The organism is Streptomyces sp. NPDC046465 (assembly GCF_040646035.1).
In the GTDB taxonomy this organism is placed as follows: domain Bacteria; phylum Actinomycetota; class Actinomycetes; order Streptomycetales; family Streptomycetaceae; genus Streptomyces.
The window spans coordinates 154,208-170,848 of record NZ_JBEYZK010000007.1 but is presented as its reverse complement, the minus strand read 5'-3'; the positions used below and the strand labels follow the sequence as shown (position 1 = coordinate 170,848).

The following is a 16,641-nucleotide window of genomic DNA, read 5'->3' as shown; positions in this document are numbered from 1 at the left end:
TCTTCGTGGAGGGCTACGGCAGCCGAAGGGCGGCGTCAGGCAGGTCGTTCGGCCATGATGACCACGCCGGGCCCGGCCTGCTCGCTCGCGGGGAGCCGGAGGTCGGCGACGGGGCGCAGACCGGCCTGTTCGATCAGGGCGGTGAGCTGTTCCGGCTGCCACTTGTGCGTCGTCCAGCTGACGGGCACGTCCCCGTACGCAGAGGTGCGCGCCAGGTCCTCGTCGCCGACGTGCGTCGCGGCGATGAGGTGTCCGCCCGGCTTCAGTGCGCGGGTGAACATGGCGAGGACCTGCGGAAGGACGTCGCGGGGGAGGTTGAACAGCGACCACCAGCCGAGGACGCCGCCGAGGGACGCCTCTTCGAGGTCGAGCTCGGTGGCGGAGGCGACGCTGAAGCGGCACTGCGGGTGCAGTCGGCGGGCGTTCTCGATCATGCGGGGGGAGAGGTCGACGCCGGAGACGTCGAGGCCGCGCTCGGCGAGGTAGGCGGTGACCTGGCCGGGGCCGCAGCCGACGTCGAGGACGGGCCCGTGCCCGCTCACCGTGTCGGCGAAGGCGTCCATCGATGCCTTGAGCCACGGATGGCGGCGGATGTCGCCCATGCCTGTCGTCTGCATCATGTGGACGTAGGTGTCGGACACGCGGTCGTAGGACTGGCGGACCTCGTCGAGATCGGCCGGGCGGTCGATGGGGTGTGCGCGCATCCGTCAACCTTAGGGCCGAGGTTCGGTGTTGCTCAGTTGGGGCGGCTGGTGCGGGCGTGGTCGAGGGCCGCGCGGAGGTGGCCGTCGGAGGTGGTGAGCAGATCGGCGGCGGTGGGGCCGTCGATCCGGCCGAGGATCGTGAGGATGGCGTTCTTCACCTCCCCGTCGGTCGCGGCGAGCGCGGCCTCGATCTCGTCGTCCCCGGCGCCGGTGGCGAGGGCGACAATGCGGCGGGAGCGTGCGCGCAGCTTCTCGTTCGAGGCGCGCACGTCCACCATCAGGTTTCCGTACGTCTTGCCGAGGCGGATCATCGTGATGGTCGACAGCATGTTGAGGACGAGCTTCTGGGCCGTGCCCGCCTTGAGGCGGGTGGAGCCGGTGAGGAGTTCGGGGCCGACGACGACTTCGATGCCGTGCTCGGCGGCGGCCGCGAGTGCGCTGTCCGCGTTGCAGGAGAGGCCGATGGTGAGTGCGCCGCGGCGCTCGCGGGCGTGCTCGACGGCGCCGATCGCGTACGGGGTGCGGCCGGAGGCGGAGACGCCGACGACGACGTCGTCCGCCGTGAGGTTCAGGGCGTCCAGGTCCTCGGCGGCGAGCACCTTGCTGTCCTCGGCGCCCTCGACCGCCGTGACCATGGCGCTCGGGCCGCCCGCGATGAGGCCGACGACCTCGCTCGGGTCGGTGTTGAAGGTGGGCGGGCACTCGGAGGCGTCGAGCACGCCGAGCCGCCCGGCGGTGCCCGCGCCCGCGTAGACCAGGCGGCCGCCGCGGGCCATGCGCTCGGCGGTGCCGTCGATGGCGGCGGCGATGGCGGGGAGCTGCTCGGCGACGGCCGCGGGGACGGTGGCGTCCTCGCCGTTCATGATCCGCGCGATCTCCAGCGTGGGCAGCCGGTCGATCTCGGACAGCTCGGGCCGGAACGCCTCGGTGGTGAGGGTGGCGAGCTGGGCGCGGAGCTCGCCGTAGGTGTCGCCCTGGGAGGAGGAGTCGGGGGCGTCGGTGGTGGAGGTCATGGCGTCTGCGGCTCTTTCGTGTCCGGTGCGGGGGGGGGAGTGGGACGGTGAGTGGTTTGCGGCGGGCGGTGCCGCCTCAGCGGCTGCCGCCGCCGCGCGGGTGGTGGCGGTGCGCGAGCGCCTCGTAGGACGCGGCGAGTGCGGGCGCCGCCGTCTCGTACGTCCGCTGTGCGACGCCCACGAACAGGCAGTCCACGACGAGGAGTTGACTCGTACGGGACGACATCGCGGCGGGCCTCAGCTCGCTCTCGCGGGCCGTCGACGTGGTGAGGATGTGATCCGCGTACTGGGAGACGGCCGCGCCGGGCCGCCCGGTGATCGCGATCGTGGTGGCGCCGTGCTCGAAGGCGACCCGGAGGGGTTCGATCACGTCGCCCGTCGAACCGGAGTGAGTGATCGCGATCGCCACGTCCTTGGCGCGCAGCGTCACCGCGTTGGTGACGGCGAGGTGCGGGTCGGAGTGTGCGTGCGCGATGTGCCCGATGCGGAGCAGCTTCTGCGCGAGGTCCTGGGCGACGAGGCCGGAGGCGGCGACGCCGTAGATCTCCACGCGGCGGGCGGTGGCGAGCGCGGCGACGGCGGCGCCGAGCTGCACGGTGTCGAGCCCGGCGGCCGTGTCGGCGAGGGTCTGCTGCTCGTCGTACGCGAGCTTCGCCACGACGTCGGAGATGGGGTCGTCGACCGCTATGTCCGCGGTCACGGCGGGCGCGCGCCCCGACTGCTGCTGGGCGGCGAGCCCGGCGAGGGCGAGACGCAGGTCGCGGTAGCCGGGATAGCCGAGGAGGCGGGCGGTCCGCACGACCGTCGCCTCGCTGGTGCCGGTGAGCTCGGCGAGGCCGGTGACCGTGAGGGCGGCGCATCCGGCGGGGTCCCCGGCGACGGCCTCGGCGACGCGCTGCATGGAGCGGGTCATCGACGGCGCCAGGGTCCGCACCTTCGCCGCGAGGGCGGCGGGGGCGGGGGGTGCGGTGCCTGCGAAAATTTCCTTCACGCTATGGGTCACATCTGAAAGATATTTTCGGACCTGTGGCCGGTCAAGACCCCTGTCGAGACCTCCCGCGTCCCGGGCCGCAGCTGTGCGCGGTTGTCGCGTACGGGGTGACAATGGAGTGCATGGACACGATCGACCCCCTGGAGCAGGCGTTGCACGCCGCCCGCGCACTCGTCCTCGCCGACCTCGTAGCCCGTGAGGTCGCCGAGGCCGAGGTCGTCTCGATGGTCGAGGAGGCGGTGGCGCACCGCCGCTGGTGGGTCGAGCAGTGGCCGGAGGGCGTCGAGTACGTTGCCGGTCTCGTCGCCCAGGACGTCCAGGACTCGCTCCTGGAACGGTACGGGCGGTGGCCGCTGTGCCCCGTCTGCGGCTCCGGCGACCCCCACGCGCTCGACGTGGAACCGGAGTTGGGGCCCGACCCGCACTGGGTGTGCGGCAAGGCGGGCGTGGTGGTGGCGCCGGTGGGGAGCCTGACGGCATGACGCTCTACATAGACCCGCCGACCTGGCCCGGCCACGGCCGCATGTGGTCCCACCTGGTCAGCGACGTCTCGTTCGAGGAGCTCCACGCGTTCGCGGAGTCGGTCGGCTGCCCGCGGCGCGCTTTCGAGCGGGACCACTACGACGTCCCGGCGGAGCGGTACGAGGACGCGGTGCGGGCGGGGGCCGTGGAGATCGGGTCCAAGGAGCTGGTGCGGAGGATCACGGGGGCGGGGCTGCGGAGGCCTAAGGGGCGGCCGGCGTAACGGGGGTCTCGGGGGAGGCCGAGGAGGAAGGAGAGGGTGATCGCGGCGGCGCTCAGCGGCCGGGGTCAGGCGCGGGACAACCCGAACGCGAGGTTGGGAGCCCGATCCGGGAGGCGGGTGAAGCCCGCCCTCGTGGCGACCCCCTGCGACGCGACATTCGCGGGGTCGACCACGGCGAGGACCGTGCCCACCTCGGCCCGGTCGAGCGCCCACCGCGAAAGCGAGCGCAGCGCCTCCGTGGCGTAACCGCGGCCCCGCGCCCCTTCGGCCAGGTCGTAGCCGACCTCCACGCAGCCGTTGTCGTCGGGCGGCCCGTGGAAGCCCATGCCGCCCACGGCCAGCTCGTCGGCGGTGCGGATCAGCGCGTACATGCCCCATTCGGGGCGGTACACCCCGGCCGCGTACGCCTTCATCACCATGACGGCGGCCGTCCGCGTCCCTTCGAAGGGGCCGCCGTCGACCCAGTCGAGACCGCCCGTGCCGCCCGCCGCGAGGTCCGCCGCGGCCGCGGGGGTCACCTGGCGGAGGGCGAGGGGGCCGGCCGGCAGGGAGGCGGCGTTGTGCCAGCGCCAGTGGGCGAGGCGGGGGCGGCCCGGCAGGGTGCCGCGGCCCGTGGCCCAGAGCAGGGTCGTCCAGGGGGTGCCGCCGGAGGGGGCGGGCGGCACGTGCGGGAAGAGGTGCGCGAGGACGGCCTCGCAGAGGGAGGCGGGGGGCTCCGCGTCGATGTCGAGCGCGCGGGCGATGTCGTACGTGTGGAGCAGGACCTCCGCCACGCCCATCGCCGCGAAGCCGGGCGCGTCCGCGCTGCCGCAGGGGTAGGGGTGGTAGGCGCGGACTCCGCGGGGCGTCGTGCGGACCACCGCAGCCAGCATGCGGCCCGTCGCCTCGATCACCCGGATCGCGCCGTCGGGGCCCGTGCCGTCGTCGAGCGCGGTCTCGAAGGGGACGTAGGCGTCGGTGGGCCGGCCGGTCAGCTGGCCCGCGTAGGCGACGAAGTCGCCCGCGATGTGCTCGGCCGTCTTCAGACAGGTCCAGTCGAGTCCGCCCGCCGGGACGCTCCAGTCGCGGTCCGCCGCCCCGCGCAGCACCTTCGCCGCGTGTGCCACGGCCTCGTCGATCCGGTCCTCACCCATCAGAAGCATGCGGTGAGGGTACGGGAGCGGGGGGTAAGGGTACGGGAGCGGGGGCCCGGTCGGGATGCTCAGGGATCCAGCAGGGCCAGTTCCGTGGCCAGGTTCTCGCGGGCGGGCGCCTCCCAGTGGGCCGTCCCGTACGGCGTCCTGAACAGGCGCGGCAGCGCGACGAGTTGGCGCAGGATGTCAGCCCGGCCCCGGCGGAACGCCTCGTCCGGCACGAAGCCGTACTCCTCGCGGACGGCGGCCGCATAGGCGGCGTAGGCGTCCGAGGGTGCCGCCAGGATCGCCAGGTCGGCGTCGCAGAGCGCCTCGCCGTTGTGGTCGTCGTCGGCGGGGTCGTGCGTGATGGTGAGGCGGACGAGGCGGGCGACCTCGGCGACCTGCGTTTCTGCCAACCCCGCCTCGGAGAGCGCGCGTTCGGCAAGGCGGGCCGAGCGCTCCTCGTTCTCGGAGCGGTCGGGCGCGTACACCGCGTCGTGGAACCACGCGGCCAGGCGTACGAGCTCCGGGTCGTCGGCGTGGTCCGCGAGGACGTCGAGGTGGTCGAGGACCGCCGTCAGGTGGGCGGTGGTGTGGTACTTGCGCTGCGGTTCGGACCAGCGGGCCAGGAGCCGGTCCGCGTAGGGCGCGGGGTGGGGGGCGGCATGGGCGGCTTGGGCGGTCTCGCTCGCGCGGAGCAGGGTCGCGTGCCAGCGGGTGCGGAGCGCGGCGTTCGGCTCGTGGTCTTGCGGCTCGTCGTCGGGCAGCTCGTCGTCGTGGTCGGCCATGCGGCGACTGTAGCTGTTGGGTACGGGGCGGGGGTATGTGTGACGGTGTGCGTGGTGGGGGGCCTCGTGGCCGGTTCCTCGTGCGGGGCGTTGCCATGCGCCATCACGCACTGTTGGCTTCGGGCCATGACTCATGACGACGCGAGCTACGAACCCGAACGTGCCGGGCGCCTCCTGCGTACGGAGCGCGATGCGCTGATCCCGCTGCTGCGGGCCGCGCCCGACGAGGCGTACGCGATCCGCACCTGCTGCCCCGGCTGGACCGTGCGGCACGTGCTCGCGCACTGCGGCTCCGTGCTGATGCGGGTGGTGGAGAGCCGGTTCGAGGAGGGCGTTTTCAGCCCGGAGAGCAATGACCGCGACATCGCGGAGCGCGCCGACTGGTCCAACTCCCGGATCGTGGACGAGCTGGAGCGCGGTATGACGGAGGCCGGGCCCGTGCTCGCCGCGGCGAAGGGGCGGCTCGACGGCGTGTCGCTGGGGGAGTGGGTGCACGCCGGTGACGTACGGGAGGCGTGGGGAAAGCCGGGTGCGTACGGCGGGGACGGGGTGCCGGACGCGCTGTGCCTCCTTGAGCAGTTCAGCAGGTCGGAGAACTCCCTCCCGATGCCGTCGCTGCACGCGGACGTCAACGGCCGGGACGATCCGCTGACCCTGGGCCTCACCGACGGACAGCGGCCGCCGGCCCGCTACATCGGCGACGCGCCCACCCTGATCCGGCTCTGCGCGGGGCGGCCGCTGACCGGCACGCGGTACGAGCTCGCGGGCGCCACCGAAAAGGAGTTGGCACTCTTCACGTAAGAGGGATCATGGCGGCATGACGACCTCCGACCACCCCGCCGCTTCCGGCGGCCACGCTCCCCTCGTGCCCGCCGACCCGACCGTCGTGCACCCGATGCCGGGCCAGCCGCGCGTCGTGCTGCTCAAGCCGCTCGTGACCTCGCCGCTGATCGAGGTGGGGGACTTCTCGTACTACGACGATCCCGATGACCCGACCGCCTTCGAGACGCGCAACGTGCTCTATCACTACGGGCCCGAGCGGCTTGTCATCGGGAAGTTCTGTGCGCTCGGGGAGGGCGTGCGGTTCATCATGAACGGTGCCAACCACCGGATGGACGGGCCCTCGACGTTCCCCTTCCCGATCATGGGCGGGTCCTGGAGCGAGCACTTCGACCTGATCAGCGGGTTGCCGGGGCGCGGTGACACCGTCGTCGGCAACGACGTCTGGTTCGGCTACCGCGCGACCGTCATGCCGGGCGTGCGGATCGGGCACGGCGCCGTCATCGCGTCGGGCGCGGTCGTCGTCGACGATGTGCCGGACTACGGCATCGTCGGCGGCAACCCGGCGAAGCTGATCCGGCGCCGCTTCGGCGACGAGGACATCGCCCGGCTGCTCGAACTGGCCTGGTGGGACTGGCCCGTCGAGCATCTCACCGCGCACGTCCGGGCCGTCATGTCCGGCTCGGTGGAGGAACTGGCCGCCGCGGCGCCCGCCCCCGCCCCGGAGGGTGCTTGAAGTCCAGGGACAGGCGGTACGCGCCCAGCGCCCAGGTAGGACTCGAAGATACCCCCGGGGGGTATTAAGTCAAGCGGTTCGCCACCCTTGCGTTCGGTACCCCCTGGGGGTATAGATGGATTCCGTCAGCGATACCCGCCCCGGGTATCGGAGCGAGTCCACTCGTACAGGAGATCCGGACATGGCCACCACCGCCGCACCCGCCCCCGCCGCAGAGGTAGAGCTCGCCATCGGTGGCATGACCTGCGCGTCCTGCGCTGCCCGTATCGAGAAGAAGCTCAACCGCATGGACGGCGTCGAGGCGACCGTCAACTACGCCACCGAGAAGGCCAAGGTCACCTACCGCGGCCAGGGCGTCACCGTGGGGGATCTGATCGCCACGGTCGAAGCCACCGGGTACACCGCCCAGGAGCCCGCCCCCGTGCGTGCTGCGCCCGGCGCCGGGGAAGAGGGCGGGGAGCCACCCGAAAGTGACGGGCTGCGGACGCTGCGGCAGCGCTTGACCGTCGCCGTCCTGCTGTCCGTTCCGGTGATCGCGATGGCGATGGCCCCCGCACTCCAGTTCGAGTACTGGCAGTGGCTGTCGCTCACGCTGGCCGCGCCCGTCGTCACGTACGCGGCCTGGCCCTTCCACAAGGCCGCCGTCACCAACGCCCGGCACGGCGCGGCGACCATGGACACCCTGATCTCGGTCGGTACGTCGGCGGCGTTCCTCTGGTCGCTGTGGGCGCTGTTCTTCGGTACCGCGGGCATGCCCGGCATGACGCACCCCTTCGAGCTGACCATCGCGAGGAGCGACGGCGCGGGGAACATCTACCTGGAGGCCGCGGCCGGTGTCACCGCCTTCATCCTCGCCGGGCGGTACTTCGAGGTTCGGTCCAAGCGGAAGGCGGGCGCCGCGCTCAAGGCACTGCTCCAGCTCGGCGCCAAGGACGTCACCGTGCTGAGGCAGAGCGGGCGCGAAGAGACCATTCCCGTGGCCGAGTTGGCGGTCGGCGACCGTTTCCTCGTACGGCCCGGCGAGAAGATCGCCACGGACGGCAGGGTCGTCGAGGGCTCCTCGGCGGTGGACGCGTCCATGCTCACCGGCGAGTCCGTGCCCGTCGAGGTCGCGGCGGGCGACGCGGTCACCGGCGCCACCCTCAACGTCGGCGGGCGGCTCGTCGTCGAGGCCACCCGCGTCGGCGCCGACACCCAGCTCGCCCGCATGGCCGAGCTCGTCGAGGACGCGCAGAACGGCAAGGCCGCCGCCCAGCGCCTGGCCGACCGGATCTCCGCGGTGTTCGTGCCCGTCGTCATCGGGCTCGCGCTCGCCACACTCGGCTTCTGGCTCGGCAGCGGGGCCGGACTCACTGCCGCCTTCACCGCCGCGGTCGCCGTCCTGATCATTGCCTGCCCGTGCGCCCTGGGCCTCGCCACCCCGACCGCCCTCATGGTCGGCACCGGCCGCGGCGCCCAGCTCGGCATCCTCATCAAGGGCCCGGAGGTCCTGGAGAACACCCGCAAGGCCGACACCATCGTCCTGGACAAGACCGGCACCGTCACCACCGGCAAGATGACCCTGCTCGCCACCCACACCGCCCCCGGCACCTCCGCCTCCGACGCCCTGCGCCTGGCGGGCGCCCTGGAGCACTCCTCGGAGCACCCCATCGCCCGCGCCGTCGCCGCCGGTGCCGCCGCCGAGGTGGGCGAGCTGCCCGTACCCGAGGACTTCGCCGACGTCGCGGGCCTCGGCGTGCAGGGCATCGTCGAGGGACACGCGGTCCTGGTCGGCCGCGAGCAGCTGCTCGGGGAGTGGGAGATCCGGCTCCCCGACGAGCTGCGGCGGGCCAAGGCCGAGGCCGAGGCGGCCGGTCGTACGGCCATCGCGGTCGCCTGGGACGGCGAGGCCCGCGCGGTGCTCGTGGTCGCCGACGCGGTGAAGGCCACCAGCGCCGAGGCCATCGAGAGGCTGCGCGCGCTCGGCCTGACCCCCCTCCTGCTGACCGGCGACAACAAGGCGGTCGCGGCATCGGTGGCCGCCGAGGTGGGCATCGCCGCCGACGACGTGATCGCCGAGGTCATGCCGCAGGACAAGGTCGACGTGGTGAAGCGGTTGCAGGGTGAGGGGCGCGTCGTGGCCATGGTCGGCGACGGCGTCAACGACGCGGCGGCGCTGGCCCAGGCCGATCTGGGCCTGGCGATGGGCACGGGCACGGACGCCGCGATCGAGGCGGGCGACCTGACGCTCGTACGGGGTGACCTGCGCGCCGCGGCGGACGCGATCAGGCTCGCCCGCCGCACCCTCGGCACGATCAGGTCGAACCTGTTCTGGGCCTTCGCCTACAACGTGGGCGCCCTGCCCCTTGCCGCGGCCGGTCTGCTCAACCCGATGATCGCGGGCGCGGCGATGGCCTTCTCGTCGGTCTTCGTGGTCGGCAACAGCCTGCGCCTGCGGGGGTTCAAGCCGTTGGCCTGACGCGATGTCCGACGTGATGTCCGAAGTGATGTCCGACGCCCCGGTGCGAGCGACACGGCTCGCGCCGGGGCGTTCTGCGCGTAGGCTGGTAATTGGACTAGACCTATGTGACTGGCCTATGTGGCTGACCTGCGTGACGGGTATCGCGACCAGAAGGAAGAGACATCCATGAGCAAGCGTGCAGTCCTGGAGGTGATCGCCCTCGACGCCGAGGACGCCGTCGCCGCCCAGGCAGGCGGAGCGGACCGCCTCGAGCTGGTGACCGACATGGCCGCGGACGGCCTCACCCCGTCCCGCGAGACCTTCGCCGGAATCCGCTCCTCCGTCGACATCTCGCTGCGCGTGATGCTCAGGCTCGCCGACGGCTTCGCCGCGGGCGACGTCGACGCACTGGTGCGCCGTGCCCAGGAGCTCCGGAGCGAGGGCGCCGACGAGTTCGTGCTCGGCTTCCTCGACGAGGACGGCGGCCCCGACATGGCCGCGGTCGAGACGCTGGCCGGGGCCATCGACGGCTGCCGCTGGACCTTCCACCGGGCCATCGACCGCGCCGCCGACCGCGACGCGCTGCGCAAACAGCTCGCCGACCTGCCGGGCCTCGACACCTACCTCACCGCGGGCTCCGCGACCGGCGTCGACGACGGACTGCCCACCCTGATCGCCGAGGCGGCGCGGTGCGGCGAACCGGGGTACGAGCCGCGTCTCCTCATCGGCGGCGGACTCCGCCTCGACCACCTGCCCCGACTGCGGGAAGCGGGCGTCGACGCGTTCCACATCGGCGGGGCCGCCCGACCCGACGGCTGGTCCGCCCCGGTCTGTGCCGAGGCCGTCGCACAGTGGCGGGCCGCACTCGACGGTTGATCGTTTCTCCGCGGGACGCGATAGAACTGGGTTGACACGGAGGGGACCTCATGCCGACACCAGTACATCAACCGCGTCCTGCGGAGCGCATCCTCGCAGCCGGGACGCTGCCCGTCGCAGCGATGCTGCTCACCGGGACAGTCGCGCTCTACATCGCACTCGTCGCGTTCGGGAACATCACCGACTTCGGCACCAACCAGCAGTTCGTACGCCATGTCCTGTCGATGGACACCACCTTCAAGGACAACGGCCTGAGATGGCGCGCGGTCGACTCGACCGGCCTCCAGGACGCGGCCTACGTCGGGATCATCGCCTGGGAGACCCTGGCGGCGCTGACGCTCATCGCGGCGACGGTCCTGTGGGCCGGAGCGCTGCGCCGCCCCCGGGGCGTCCTGACCCGCCCCCAGAAGCTGCGCCGGGCCCAACAGGCCGCCACCATAGGCCTGTTGATGATCCTCTTCCTCTTCGGGGTCGGGTTCATCGGCATTGGCGGCGAGTGGTTCGCCATGTGGCAGTCGGAGGCCTGGAACGGCCTGGACTCCGCCATCCGCATCGTGACGCTCGCGGGCATCGCGCTCGTGGTCACACACCTGCCGTCCGCCGGGGCCGCACCGACGGACGGAGACAGCGAAAAGGGCAGTTAGCCGAGCTGCGCGGGCAGTCCGGCCGAGTGCACGACGATCAGCCCGGACACGGCACGGGTCAGCGCCACATAGAGCCGGCGCAGGCCCGTCCGCTCGTCGGGCTCGCCGTCGACGACGGCGGCAGGCTCGTCGAGCACCACATAGTCGTACTCAAGGCCCTTGGCGAGGGACGCGGGCACCAGGGTGAGCCGGGTGTCCGGCGTCGTCTCCTCGCCGGGCGAGAGATACGTGATCCCGGCCGCGGTCAGCGCCGCGGTGAGCGCGGGAATGCGGGCGTCCGCCGCGATCAGGCCGACCGACCCCTCCTGCCGCAGCGACTCCGCGCACGCCTCCAGGCAGGCCGCGTCCAGGCCGTCGGCGCCGTCGGTGCCGTTGGTGTCCGGTACCTCGCGCACCGCCAGGGAACCCGGCGACTCACGCACCGAGTCGACCGCCGCCAGGCCGGGCGCGATGTCCGGCAGCAGCCGTGACGCGTACGCGATGACCTCGCGCGGCACACGGAAACCTGCCGTCAGCTCCTCGACGACCGCGCTGCCCTTGCCCAGATGACCCAGGGCCTCGGCCCAACTCCGCGTAGCCCACGGGGTGGTGCCCTGCGCGAGATCGCCGAGCACGGTCGCCGAACCGGTCGTGCAGCGCCGCCCCACCGCGCGGTACTGCATCGGCGAGAGGTCCTGCGCCTCGTCGAGGACGACGTGCCCCAGCGAGTGCGTGCGCGAGACGAGGTCGGTCGTCTCGTCGATCAGTACGGCGTCCGCGGCCGACCACTTGGCCGCCTTCACGCTCCGCGCGGGCTTCGCCCACAGGATGGTCCGCTGCTCGTCCTCGCTCAGGATTCCGTCGGCGTGCGCGGCGAGGAAAGCCGCGTCGGACAGCAGCCGCAGCACGAGCTTCGCGGGCTCGACGGGCGGCCAGACCGCCTTCACGGCCGCCTTCACCGCGGTATTGCGGGCGACGGCGTCCTGCACCCGGTCGTCCGGGGCCTCGCCCGACTCCTCCATGCGGACCAGCACGGCATGGGCGATGCGCTGCGGCAGGGCGTCCCGCGCGGCGCCGTACCGGATGTCCCGCGCGAGCAACTCCTGGACGAGCTCCTCCAGTTCGTACGCGGGGATCCGCCATCTGCGCGAGCCGCGGACGACCACGACGGGCTCGGTGGGCGGGGTGACGTGCGACCGCACCGCCTTGCGCAGCACCTCGGCCATGCGGGCGTCGCCCTTGACGAGGGCTGCGGCGGCGTCGTCCGTGCCGCGCACCTCCACGTGGGCGACGAGGTCGTCGACGGTGGCCTGTTTGACCTCCAGCTCGCCGAGCGCGGGCAGGACCTGCTCGATGTAGTGCAGGAAGGAGGAGTTCGGGCCGATGACGAGGGTGCCGGTACGGGCGAGCCGCTCCCGGTGCGCGTACAGGAGGTAGGCGACGCGGTGCAGGCCGACGGCGGTCTTGCCGGTCCCGGGACCGCCCTGCACGCATACGCTCCCGCTCAGCCCGCTGCGGACGATCTCGTCCTGCTCCGGCTGGATGGTGGCGACGATGTCCCGCATCGGCCCCACGCGCGGCCGCTCGATCTCCTGCTGCAGGAGCTTGCTGGTCTGCTCCGCCTCCGTCGCGTCGCTGAGGTGCTCGTCCTCGTACGCGGTGAGGCCGCCGCCCGTGTAGCCGAAGCGGCGGCGCAGCGCGATGTCCATCGGGTCCTTCTTCGAGGCCCGGTAGAACGGCTGGGAGACCGGCGCCCGCCAGTCGATGACCATCGGGTCCCCGTCGGCGTCGTGCACGTGCCGCCGCCCGATGTAGAACTGCTCGCCCTCGGCGCCCTCCGCCTGCTCGGCGCCCGGCGCGTGCAGATAGTCCAGGCGCCCGAAGAAGAGCGGGGTGTGGGCGAGGTCGGCGAGGGACTTGATGCGCTCGCCGAGCTGCCGCTCAAGGACCGCGGCGTTCACCCAGTTCGCGGTGACGTCCCGGATGTCGAGGGCCTCGGCGTCCTCACGCATGGCGCGCAGGGCGGCACGGGACGCGGCGAGGTGCGCGCGCTCGCGGGCGAGCGGGTCAGAGGGGTCGAGAGGGTCAGAGGGGTCGAGAGGGTGGTCCACGGGAGTGCCTCCGGCCGTTCAGCGGTGTCGTGTGAACCGACCGGTTTCCGTCCGGACGGCGGCGCTCCGCGGGGGGAGGCGGGAAGGGGGCATCCTAGAGCGCGGAAGTGTGGCGAGGCCAACGAGTTTCCGCGGGGACGGGCCCCGTTAGGGACGCCGGGAACTGCGCGATCGGCCCCCACCGGCGGGGCAGCCGGAGAATCACCGGGCCCCGCAAGGCGCACGCGGCACGGCACTCACTCGTCGGCGAGCTCGGCCACACCCGTGACGCGGTGCAAGGGATACGTGCGGACCTCGTCCGCCGTGTGGTCGTACGCCGTGACGAAGCCGCCCTCCACCCGGACCGGGGCGATCACCCGCTGGCTCGCGGCGCCTTCGGCGTTCACGTAGCCGATCCAGACGGCCTCGCCGGTCAGCACCGCGGCCTGCATCGTCGCGAGGGTCTCGGCGGCCGCGGTGCGGGGCAGCTTGCCGTCCGCCGCGGCCGGAGCCTCCTTGCGGGGCGCCGTCGACGCCAGATCGCCCGCGCGGATCGCCCGTACCGCCGCGTCGACGAGCGTGGCGCCGGGCAGCGGCGGACCGTCGGGGACCGGCTCGGGGGCCGAGCGGGGCGGCGTGCGGTGCGCGTGGGCACGGGTGATCAGGACGTCGCCCTCCGCGCTCTCCGCGGCCGGTGCGAACCCCATGGCTCGCAGCCCGTCGAGCAGCGTGCCGGGGTCCGCCTGGGCGGCGAGGACGGTGGGCGCGAGACGGCGCAGGCGCAGGGTCTGGGCGCGCTTGTCGGCCATGATCTCGTTGAGCAGGGCCTCGTCGTCGCAGCGCACGTACGCGGAGGCGGCGCCGATCCGCAGGTGGCCGTGTTTCCGCGCCACGTCGTCGATCAGATAGGCCAGGGGCTGCGGCACCGGCGTACGGGAGTGGGCGGCGAGGAAGGCGTGCAGGTCCGACGCGGACTGCCCGGCGTCGAGGGCGCGGCGCACGGAGCCGGGCGTGAAGCGGTAGACGGTGGCGCCGCCCTTCGACTCGACGTCGGCGATGACGGCGAGGGCGTCGCCGAGCGGCCGTTCCAGCGGGCCGGGGGCCACGGCGGTGAGGTCGGCCTGGAGGAGGACGTGGTCGAGGGGTTCGGGGAGGAGCGGGGCGAGGAGCCGGGCGGCACGGGCGGCGGCGACGGCGCGCGCGGCGAGGCTGTCGGCGTCGGAGTCCGCGTTCTCCGCAGGGGCCGGAAGCAGGGCACGGCCGTGCGTCGACAGCGCGCCCCGCCCCGTGATGCCCAGCAACTCGGCTTCGCTGAGGGTCCATCGGGCGATACGGGAGCGCAGGTCCTGCGGGGCGGTGGGGGAGTCGGAGGGGTTCGCGGCGCCGTCCTTGACGAAGGCGGAGGCGGCGGCGGGGGCGGGGGCGGGGCGCGGGCGGCCTGCGACGGGGCGTTCCCAGCCGAGCCGGGACAGGAGGGATTCGGGGGCCGGGGCGGAGCCCTCGGGGAGCGTGCCGAGGAGGGAGAGGACGCGCAGGCGGACCTCGGGGGCGGCGGAGCGGTCCAGGTGCGGGCCGAGCGCGGAGAGCGTGCGGTCCTTGCCGTCCCGGCCGCCGACCAGGCCCGCCGTGCGGGTGGCCGCGAGCCAGGCCGTGGCGAGGGCCGACCAGCGCTCGGGGGCGGGCAGCTCCTGCCACTCGTCGTACGCGGGGGTCGCGGCGTACCGTTCGTCGGCCTCGCCGTCGGAGGCGAGGAGGCCCGCCGCGTAGGCCAGTTCGACCCAGAAGGCGGCCATCGGCTCGGACGTGTCGAGCGCCACGGCGGTCCGTTTCAGATCGCGCACGCTCAGTCCGCCCGCGCGCAGCACCGTGGGGCCGCCCTCGTCCCAGTCCTTCAGGAGCTCCTCGACGGTGGCGAGCGCGGTGTAGGCCTGGCCCGCGGCGGTCGCGTCCACAACCTGTGGACGGTGCTCGCGCGCGGACTCGACGGGTGGCGGCGTCGGCTCGGTGACGCGGTGGGCGCGGCCCGCGCGCAGGTGCAGGGCGGCCTCGCGGGGCAGGACGACCGTGCCGGGCGCGGTGGGCAGGAGCAGTCCCCGGTCGAGGAGCCAGCGAAGGTGCCGGGCCGGATCGGCGGTGACCTGCCCGTACGGCGGCCCCCACACGAGGCGGGACAGCACCTCCACGGACTCGGCGGGCGCCTCGTCGAGCAGGGCCGACATCCGGGTGCGGTCCGTGAAGAGGGCGGTCAGGGACCGCACGGCCGACACCGGATCGTGGGTCGTCGGCAGCCCGGCCGCCCCGACGATGTCCTGGATCCGGGTCGGCGACATCCCTGCCGTGGCCTCGGCGACGGTCGGGCCGAGGCCGGTCGAGGAGGGGTGCTGCGGGGTGGGGGCGAGCAGCTCGCGGGCGGTACGGACGAGCCGGAGCCGGTCGTCGGGCCCCCACACCAGGGCCTGCTCGTGCAGGGTGGCGAGGGCGCGGGGCAGCGCCTCCTCGACGGCGGCGTCCCTGTCGTCCCCCGCGAGCAGTGCGCGCACCTCGTCGTACGAGGCGGGCTCCGACGCCACGGCCAACGCCTCGGCCACCTGCTGGGCGAACCGGTCGAGCCGCTCAAGGGCACGCACGACGGAGGCGCGGGTCCCCGCGCGCGTCGCCAGCTGCGTCAGATCGTTCGGCACCGGACTGAGCAGATCGGGCCGCGCCCGAAGCAGCCCGGCAAGCGCCTCGTCCGCCCGCGACCGCAACGCCTCGGCGAGGGACCGGGGCACGTCCGCGCCGCGCGACGGTGCGGTGGCGCTCGCGTCGGCGCTGTCCGTGTGCTGCGACTCGTCGGTGCTCATCCGGTTCACGGTAGCGGGTCGGGCCCGGTCCCCGGCGTGCTGACGCCCGAGCCGGGCCGCCCGCCCCCTGCCCCGCCACCCTGCCCCCTGCCCCGCCACCCCGCCTTGCCGCCCGGCCTTACCGTCCCCGGCCGTCCAGGGGCCCGAACACCGCGAGCGCCTCGGCATCGCTGTCACGGGCCCGCAGATAGTGACCGGCCCACTCGGCGATGCCGGGGTAGTCGCACTCCCGGGTCAAGCGGGCGACGGCGGCCTCGACGTCGTACTCCGTGGTCCGCAGCTCGACGCCCGGACCGAGGAGCGCCCAGTGGGCCCCCGCCCTGCCGTAGGGCATGCCGACGCTGCCGGGGTTGATCACCATGCGGCCGTGCGCGAGGCGGACGAACGGCATGTGGGTGTGGCCGCAGACCACCGTGCGCACGGCGGGGTCGAGGTCGCCCAGGACCTCCTGCCACCGTTCGAGGCGGGAGTCGACGAGGACGATCTCCTCGTCGTCGCGGGGCGTGGCGTGGCAGAACAGGACGTCACCGAGGCCGTGGAGGGAGAGGCGACGGGACGGCGGCAGGGCGGACAGGAGGGCGAGGTGGTCCGGGCGGAGCTGTTCGGAGGCCCAGGGAGAGATGGGATCGGGGAGGGTGTCGCGTTCGCCGCGTCGGTGTTCGAGCAGCTCGCGGTCGGCGTTGCCGCTGACCCAGACGACGCGCTCGCCGAGACCGGACAGCAGGTCCAGGACCTGGGCGGGCTGTGGTCCCGCCGTGATGTCGCCGGTCAGCACGATGCGGTCCGCCGCACGTACCTCCGGTTCGGCGAGGACGGCCTCCAGGGCGGGCAGGACGCCGTGTATGTCGGACAGGACAGCTACTCGGTTCAGCGTGGTCATGGTCCATACGGTGGCGG

15 protein-coding genes are annotated in these 16,641 nt (G+C 73.4%); 7 read left to right on the top strand and 8 right to left on the bottom strand.

Annotated elements, in window-relative coordinates:
* Positions 1 to 35: 35 nt before the first annotated feature.
* The 3 genes from ABZ953_RS13140 to ABZ953_RS13130 all read right to left on the bottom strand — a co-directional run bounded on the left by ABZ953_RS13140 (position 36) and on the right by ABZ953_RS13130 (position 2,720).
* Positions 36 to 704, bottom strand: coding sequence for a class I SAM-dependent methyltransferase (locus tag ABZ953_RS13140; protein ID WP_361721440.1), 669 nt, complete (start codon positions 702 to 704; stop codon positions 36 to 38).
* A 32-nt stretch (positions 705 to 736) separates the two neighbouring features.
* Complete coding sequence (murQ, locus tag ABZ953_RS13135; RefSeq protein ID WP_361721437.1) at positions 737 to 1,717, bottom strand: N-acetylmuramic acid 6-phosphate etherase; 981 nt, start codon at positions 1,715 to 1,717, stop codon at positions 737 to 739.
* Positions 1,718 to 1,793: 76 nt separating this feature from the next.
* Positions 1,794 to 2,720, bottom strand: a complete 927-nt coding sequence (locus ABZ953_RS13130; protein WP_361721434.1) for a MurR/RpiR family transcriptional regulator — start codon at positions 2,718 to 2,720, stop codon at positions 1,794 to 1,796.
* Between the two features lie 110 nt (positions 2,721 to 2,830).
* Here ABZ953_RS13130 and ABZ953_RS13125 point away from each other — a divergent pair, with 110 nt between their 5' ends.
* On the top strand, positions 2,831 to 3,190 hold the full coding sequence (locus tag ABZ953_RS13125; protein ID WP_361721431.1) for a hypothetical protein: 360 nt from the start codon (positions 2,831 to 2,833) through the stop codon (positions 3,188 to 3,190).
* Positions 3,187 to 3,453, top strand: coding sequence for a DUF4031 domain-containing protein (locus ABZ953_RS13120; RefSeq protein ID WP_361721428.1), 267 nt, complete (start codon positions 3,187 to 3,189; stop codon positions 3,451 to 3,453). Before ABZ953_RS13125 ends, ABZ953_RS13120 begins: the two co-directional genes overlap by 4 nt.
* Positions 3,454 to 3,518: 65 nt before the next feature.
* Here ABZ953_RS13120 and ABZ953_RS13115 read toward each other — a convergent pair whose 3' ends face one another.
* Both ABZ953_RS13115 and ABZ953_RS13110 read right to left on the bottom strand, forming a co-directional pair.
* The gene (locus tag ABZ953_RS13115) at positions 3,519 to 4,595 is read right to left on the bottom strand and encodes a GNAT family N-acetyltransferase (protein ID WP_361721425.1); all 1,077 of its coding nucleotides are present in this window, start codon (positions 4,593 to 4,595) and stop codon (positions 3,519 to 3,521) included.
* A gap of 59 nt (positions 4,596 to 4,654) precedes the next feature.
* Complete coding sequence (locus ABZ953_RS13110) at positions 4,655 to 5,356, bottom strand: hypothetical protein (protein WP_361721422.1); 702 nt, start codon at positions 5,354 to 5,356, stop codon at positions 4,655 to 4,657.
* A gap of 126 nt (positions 5,357 to 5,482) precedes the next feature.
* Here ABZ953_RS13110 and ABZ953_RS13105 point away from each other — a divergent pair, with 126 nt between their 5' ends.
* From ABZ953_RS13105 to ABZ953_RS13085, 5 genes are all read left to right on the top strand, one after another.
* Complete coding sequence (locus ABZ953_RS13105; RefSeq protein WP_361721419.1) at positions 5,483 to 6,157, top strand: maleylpyruvate isomerase family mycothiol-dependent enzyme; 675 nt, start codon at positions 5,483 to 5,485, stop codon at positions 6,155 to 6,157.
* 16 nt (positions 6,158 to 6,173) lie between these two features.
* Positions 6,174 to 6,872 carry a CatB-related O-acetyltransferase gene (locus ABZ953_RS13100; RefSeq protein ID WP_361721416.1) on the top strand — a complete coding sequence of 233 codons (699 nt, stop codon included), beginning with the start codon at positions 6,174 to 6,176 and terminating at the stop codon, positions 6,870 to 6,872.
* A 181-nt stretch (positions 6,873 to 7,053) separates the two neighbouring features.
* On the top strand, positions 7,054 to 9,330 hold the full coding sequence (locus ABZ953_RS13095; RefSeq protein ID WP_361721413.1) for a heavy metal translocating P-type ATPase: 2,277 nt from the start codon (positions 7,054 to 7,056) through the stop codon (positions 9,328 to 9,330).
* A gap of 168 nt (positions 9,331 to 9,498) precedes the next feature.
* On the top strand, positions 9,499 to 10,188 hold the full coding sequence (locus ABZ953_RS13090) for a copper homeostasis protein CutC (protein WP_361721410.1): 690 nt from the start codon (positions 9,499 to 9,501) through the stop codon (positions 10,186 to 10,188).
* Positions 10,189 to 10,238: 50 nt separating this feature from the next.
* Positions 10,239 to 10,832, top strand: coding sequence for a DUF2165 domain-containing protein (locus ABZ953_RS13085; protein ID WP_361721407.1), 594 nt, complete (start codon positions 10,239 to 10,241; stop codon positions 10,830 to 10,832).
* Here ABZ953_RS13085 and ABZ953_RS13080 read toward each other — a convergent pair.
* The 3 genes from ABZ953_RS13080 to ABZ953_RS13070 all read right to left on the bottom strand — a co-directional run bounded on the left by ABZ953_RS13080 (position 10,829) and on the right by ABZ953_RS13070 (position 16,624).
* Positions 10,829 to 12,922, bottom strand: coding sequence for an ATP-binding domain-containing protein (locus tag ABZ953_RS13080; protein WP_361721404.1), 2,094 nt, complete (start codon positions 12,920 to 12,922; stop codon positions 10,829 to 10,831). The two genes, ABZ953_RS13085 and ABZ953_RS13080, sit on opposite strands and share 4 nt — an antisense overlap.
* Positions 12,923 to 13,158: 236 nt before the next feature.
* Positions 13,159 to 15,744: a helicase C-terminal domain-containing protein gene (locus ABZ953_RS13075; protein WP_361721401.1), complete on the bottom strand. Its 2,586-nt coding sequence runs from the start codon at positions 15,742 to 15,744 to the stop codon at positions 13,159 to 13,161.
* Positions 15,745 to 15,862: 118 nt separating this feature from the next.
* Positions 15,863 to 16,624 (bottom strand): metallophosphoesterase family protein, encoded by a 762-nt coding sequence (locus ABZ953_RS13070; RefSeq protein WP_361721398.1) that lies wholly within the window; start codon positions 16,622 to 16,624, stop codon positions 15,863 to 15,865.
* Between the last annotated feature and the right edge of the window lie 17 nt (positions 16,625 to 16,641).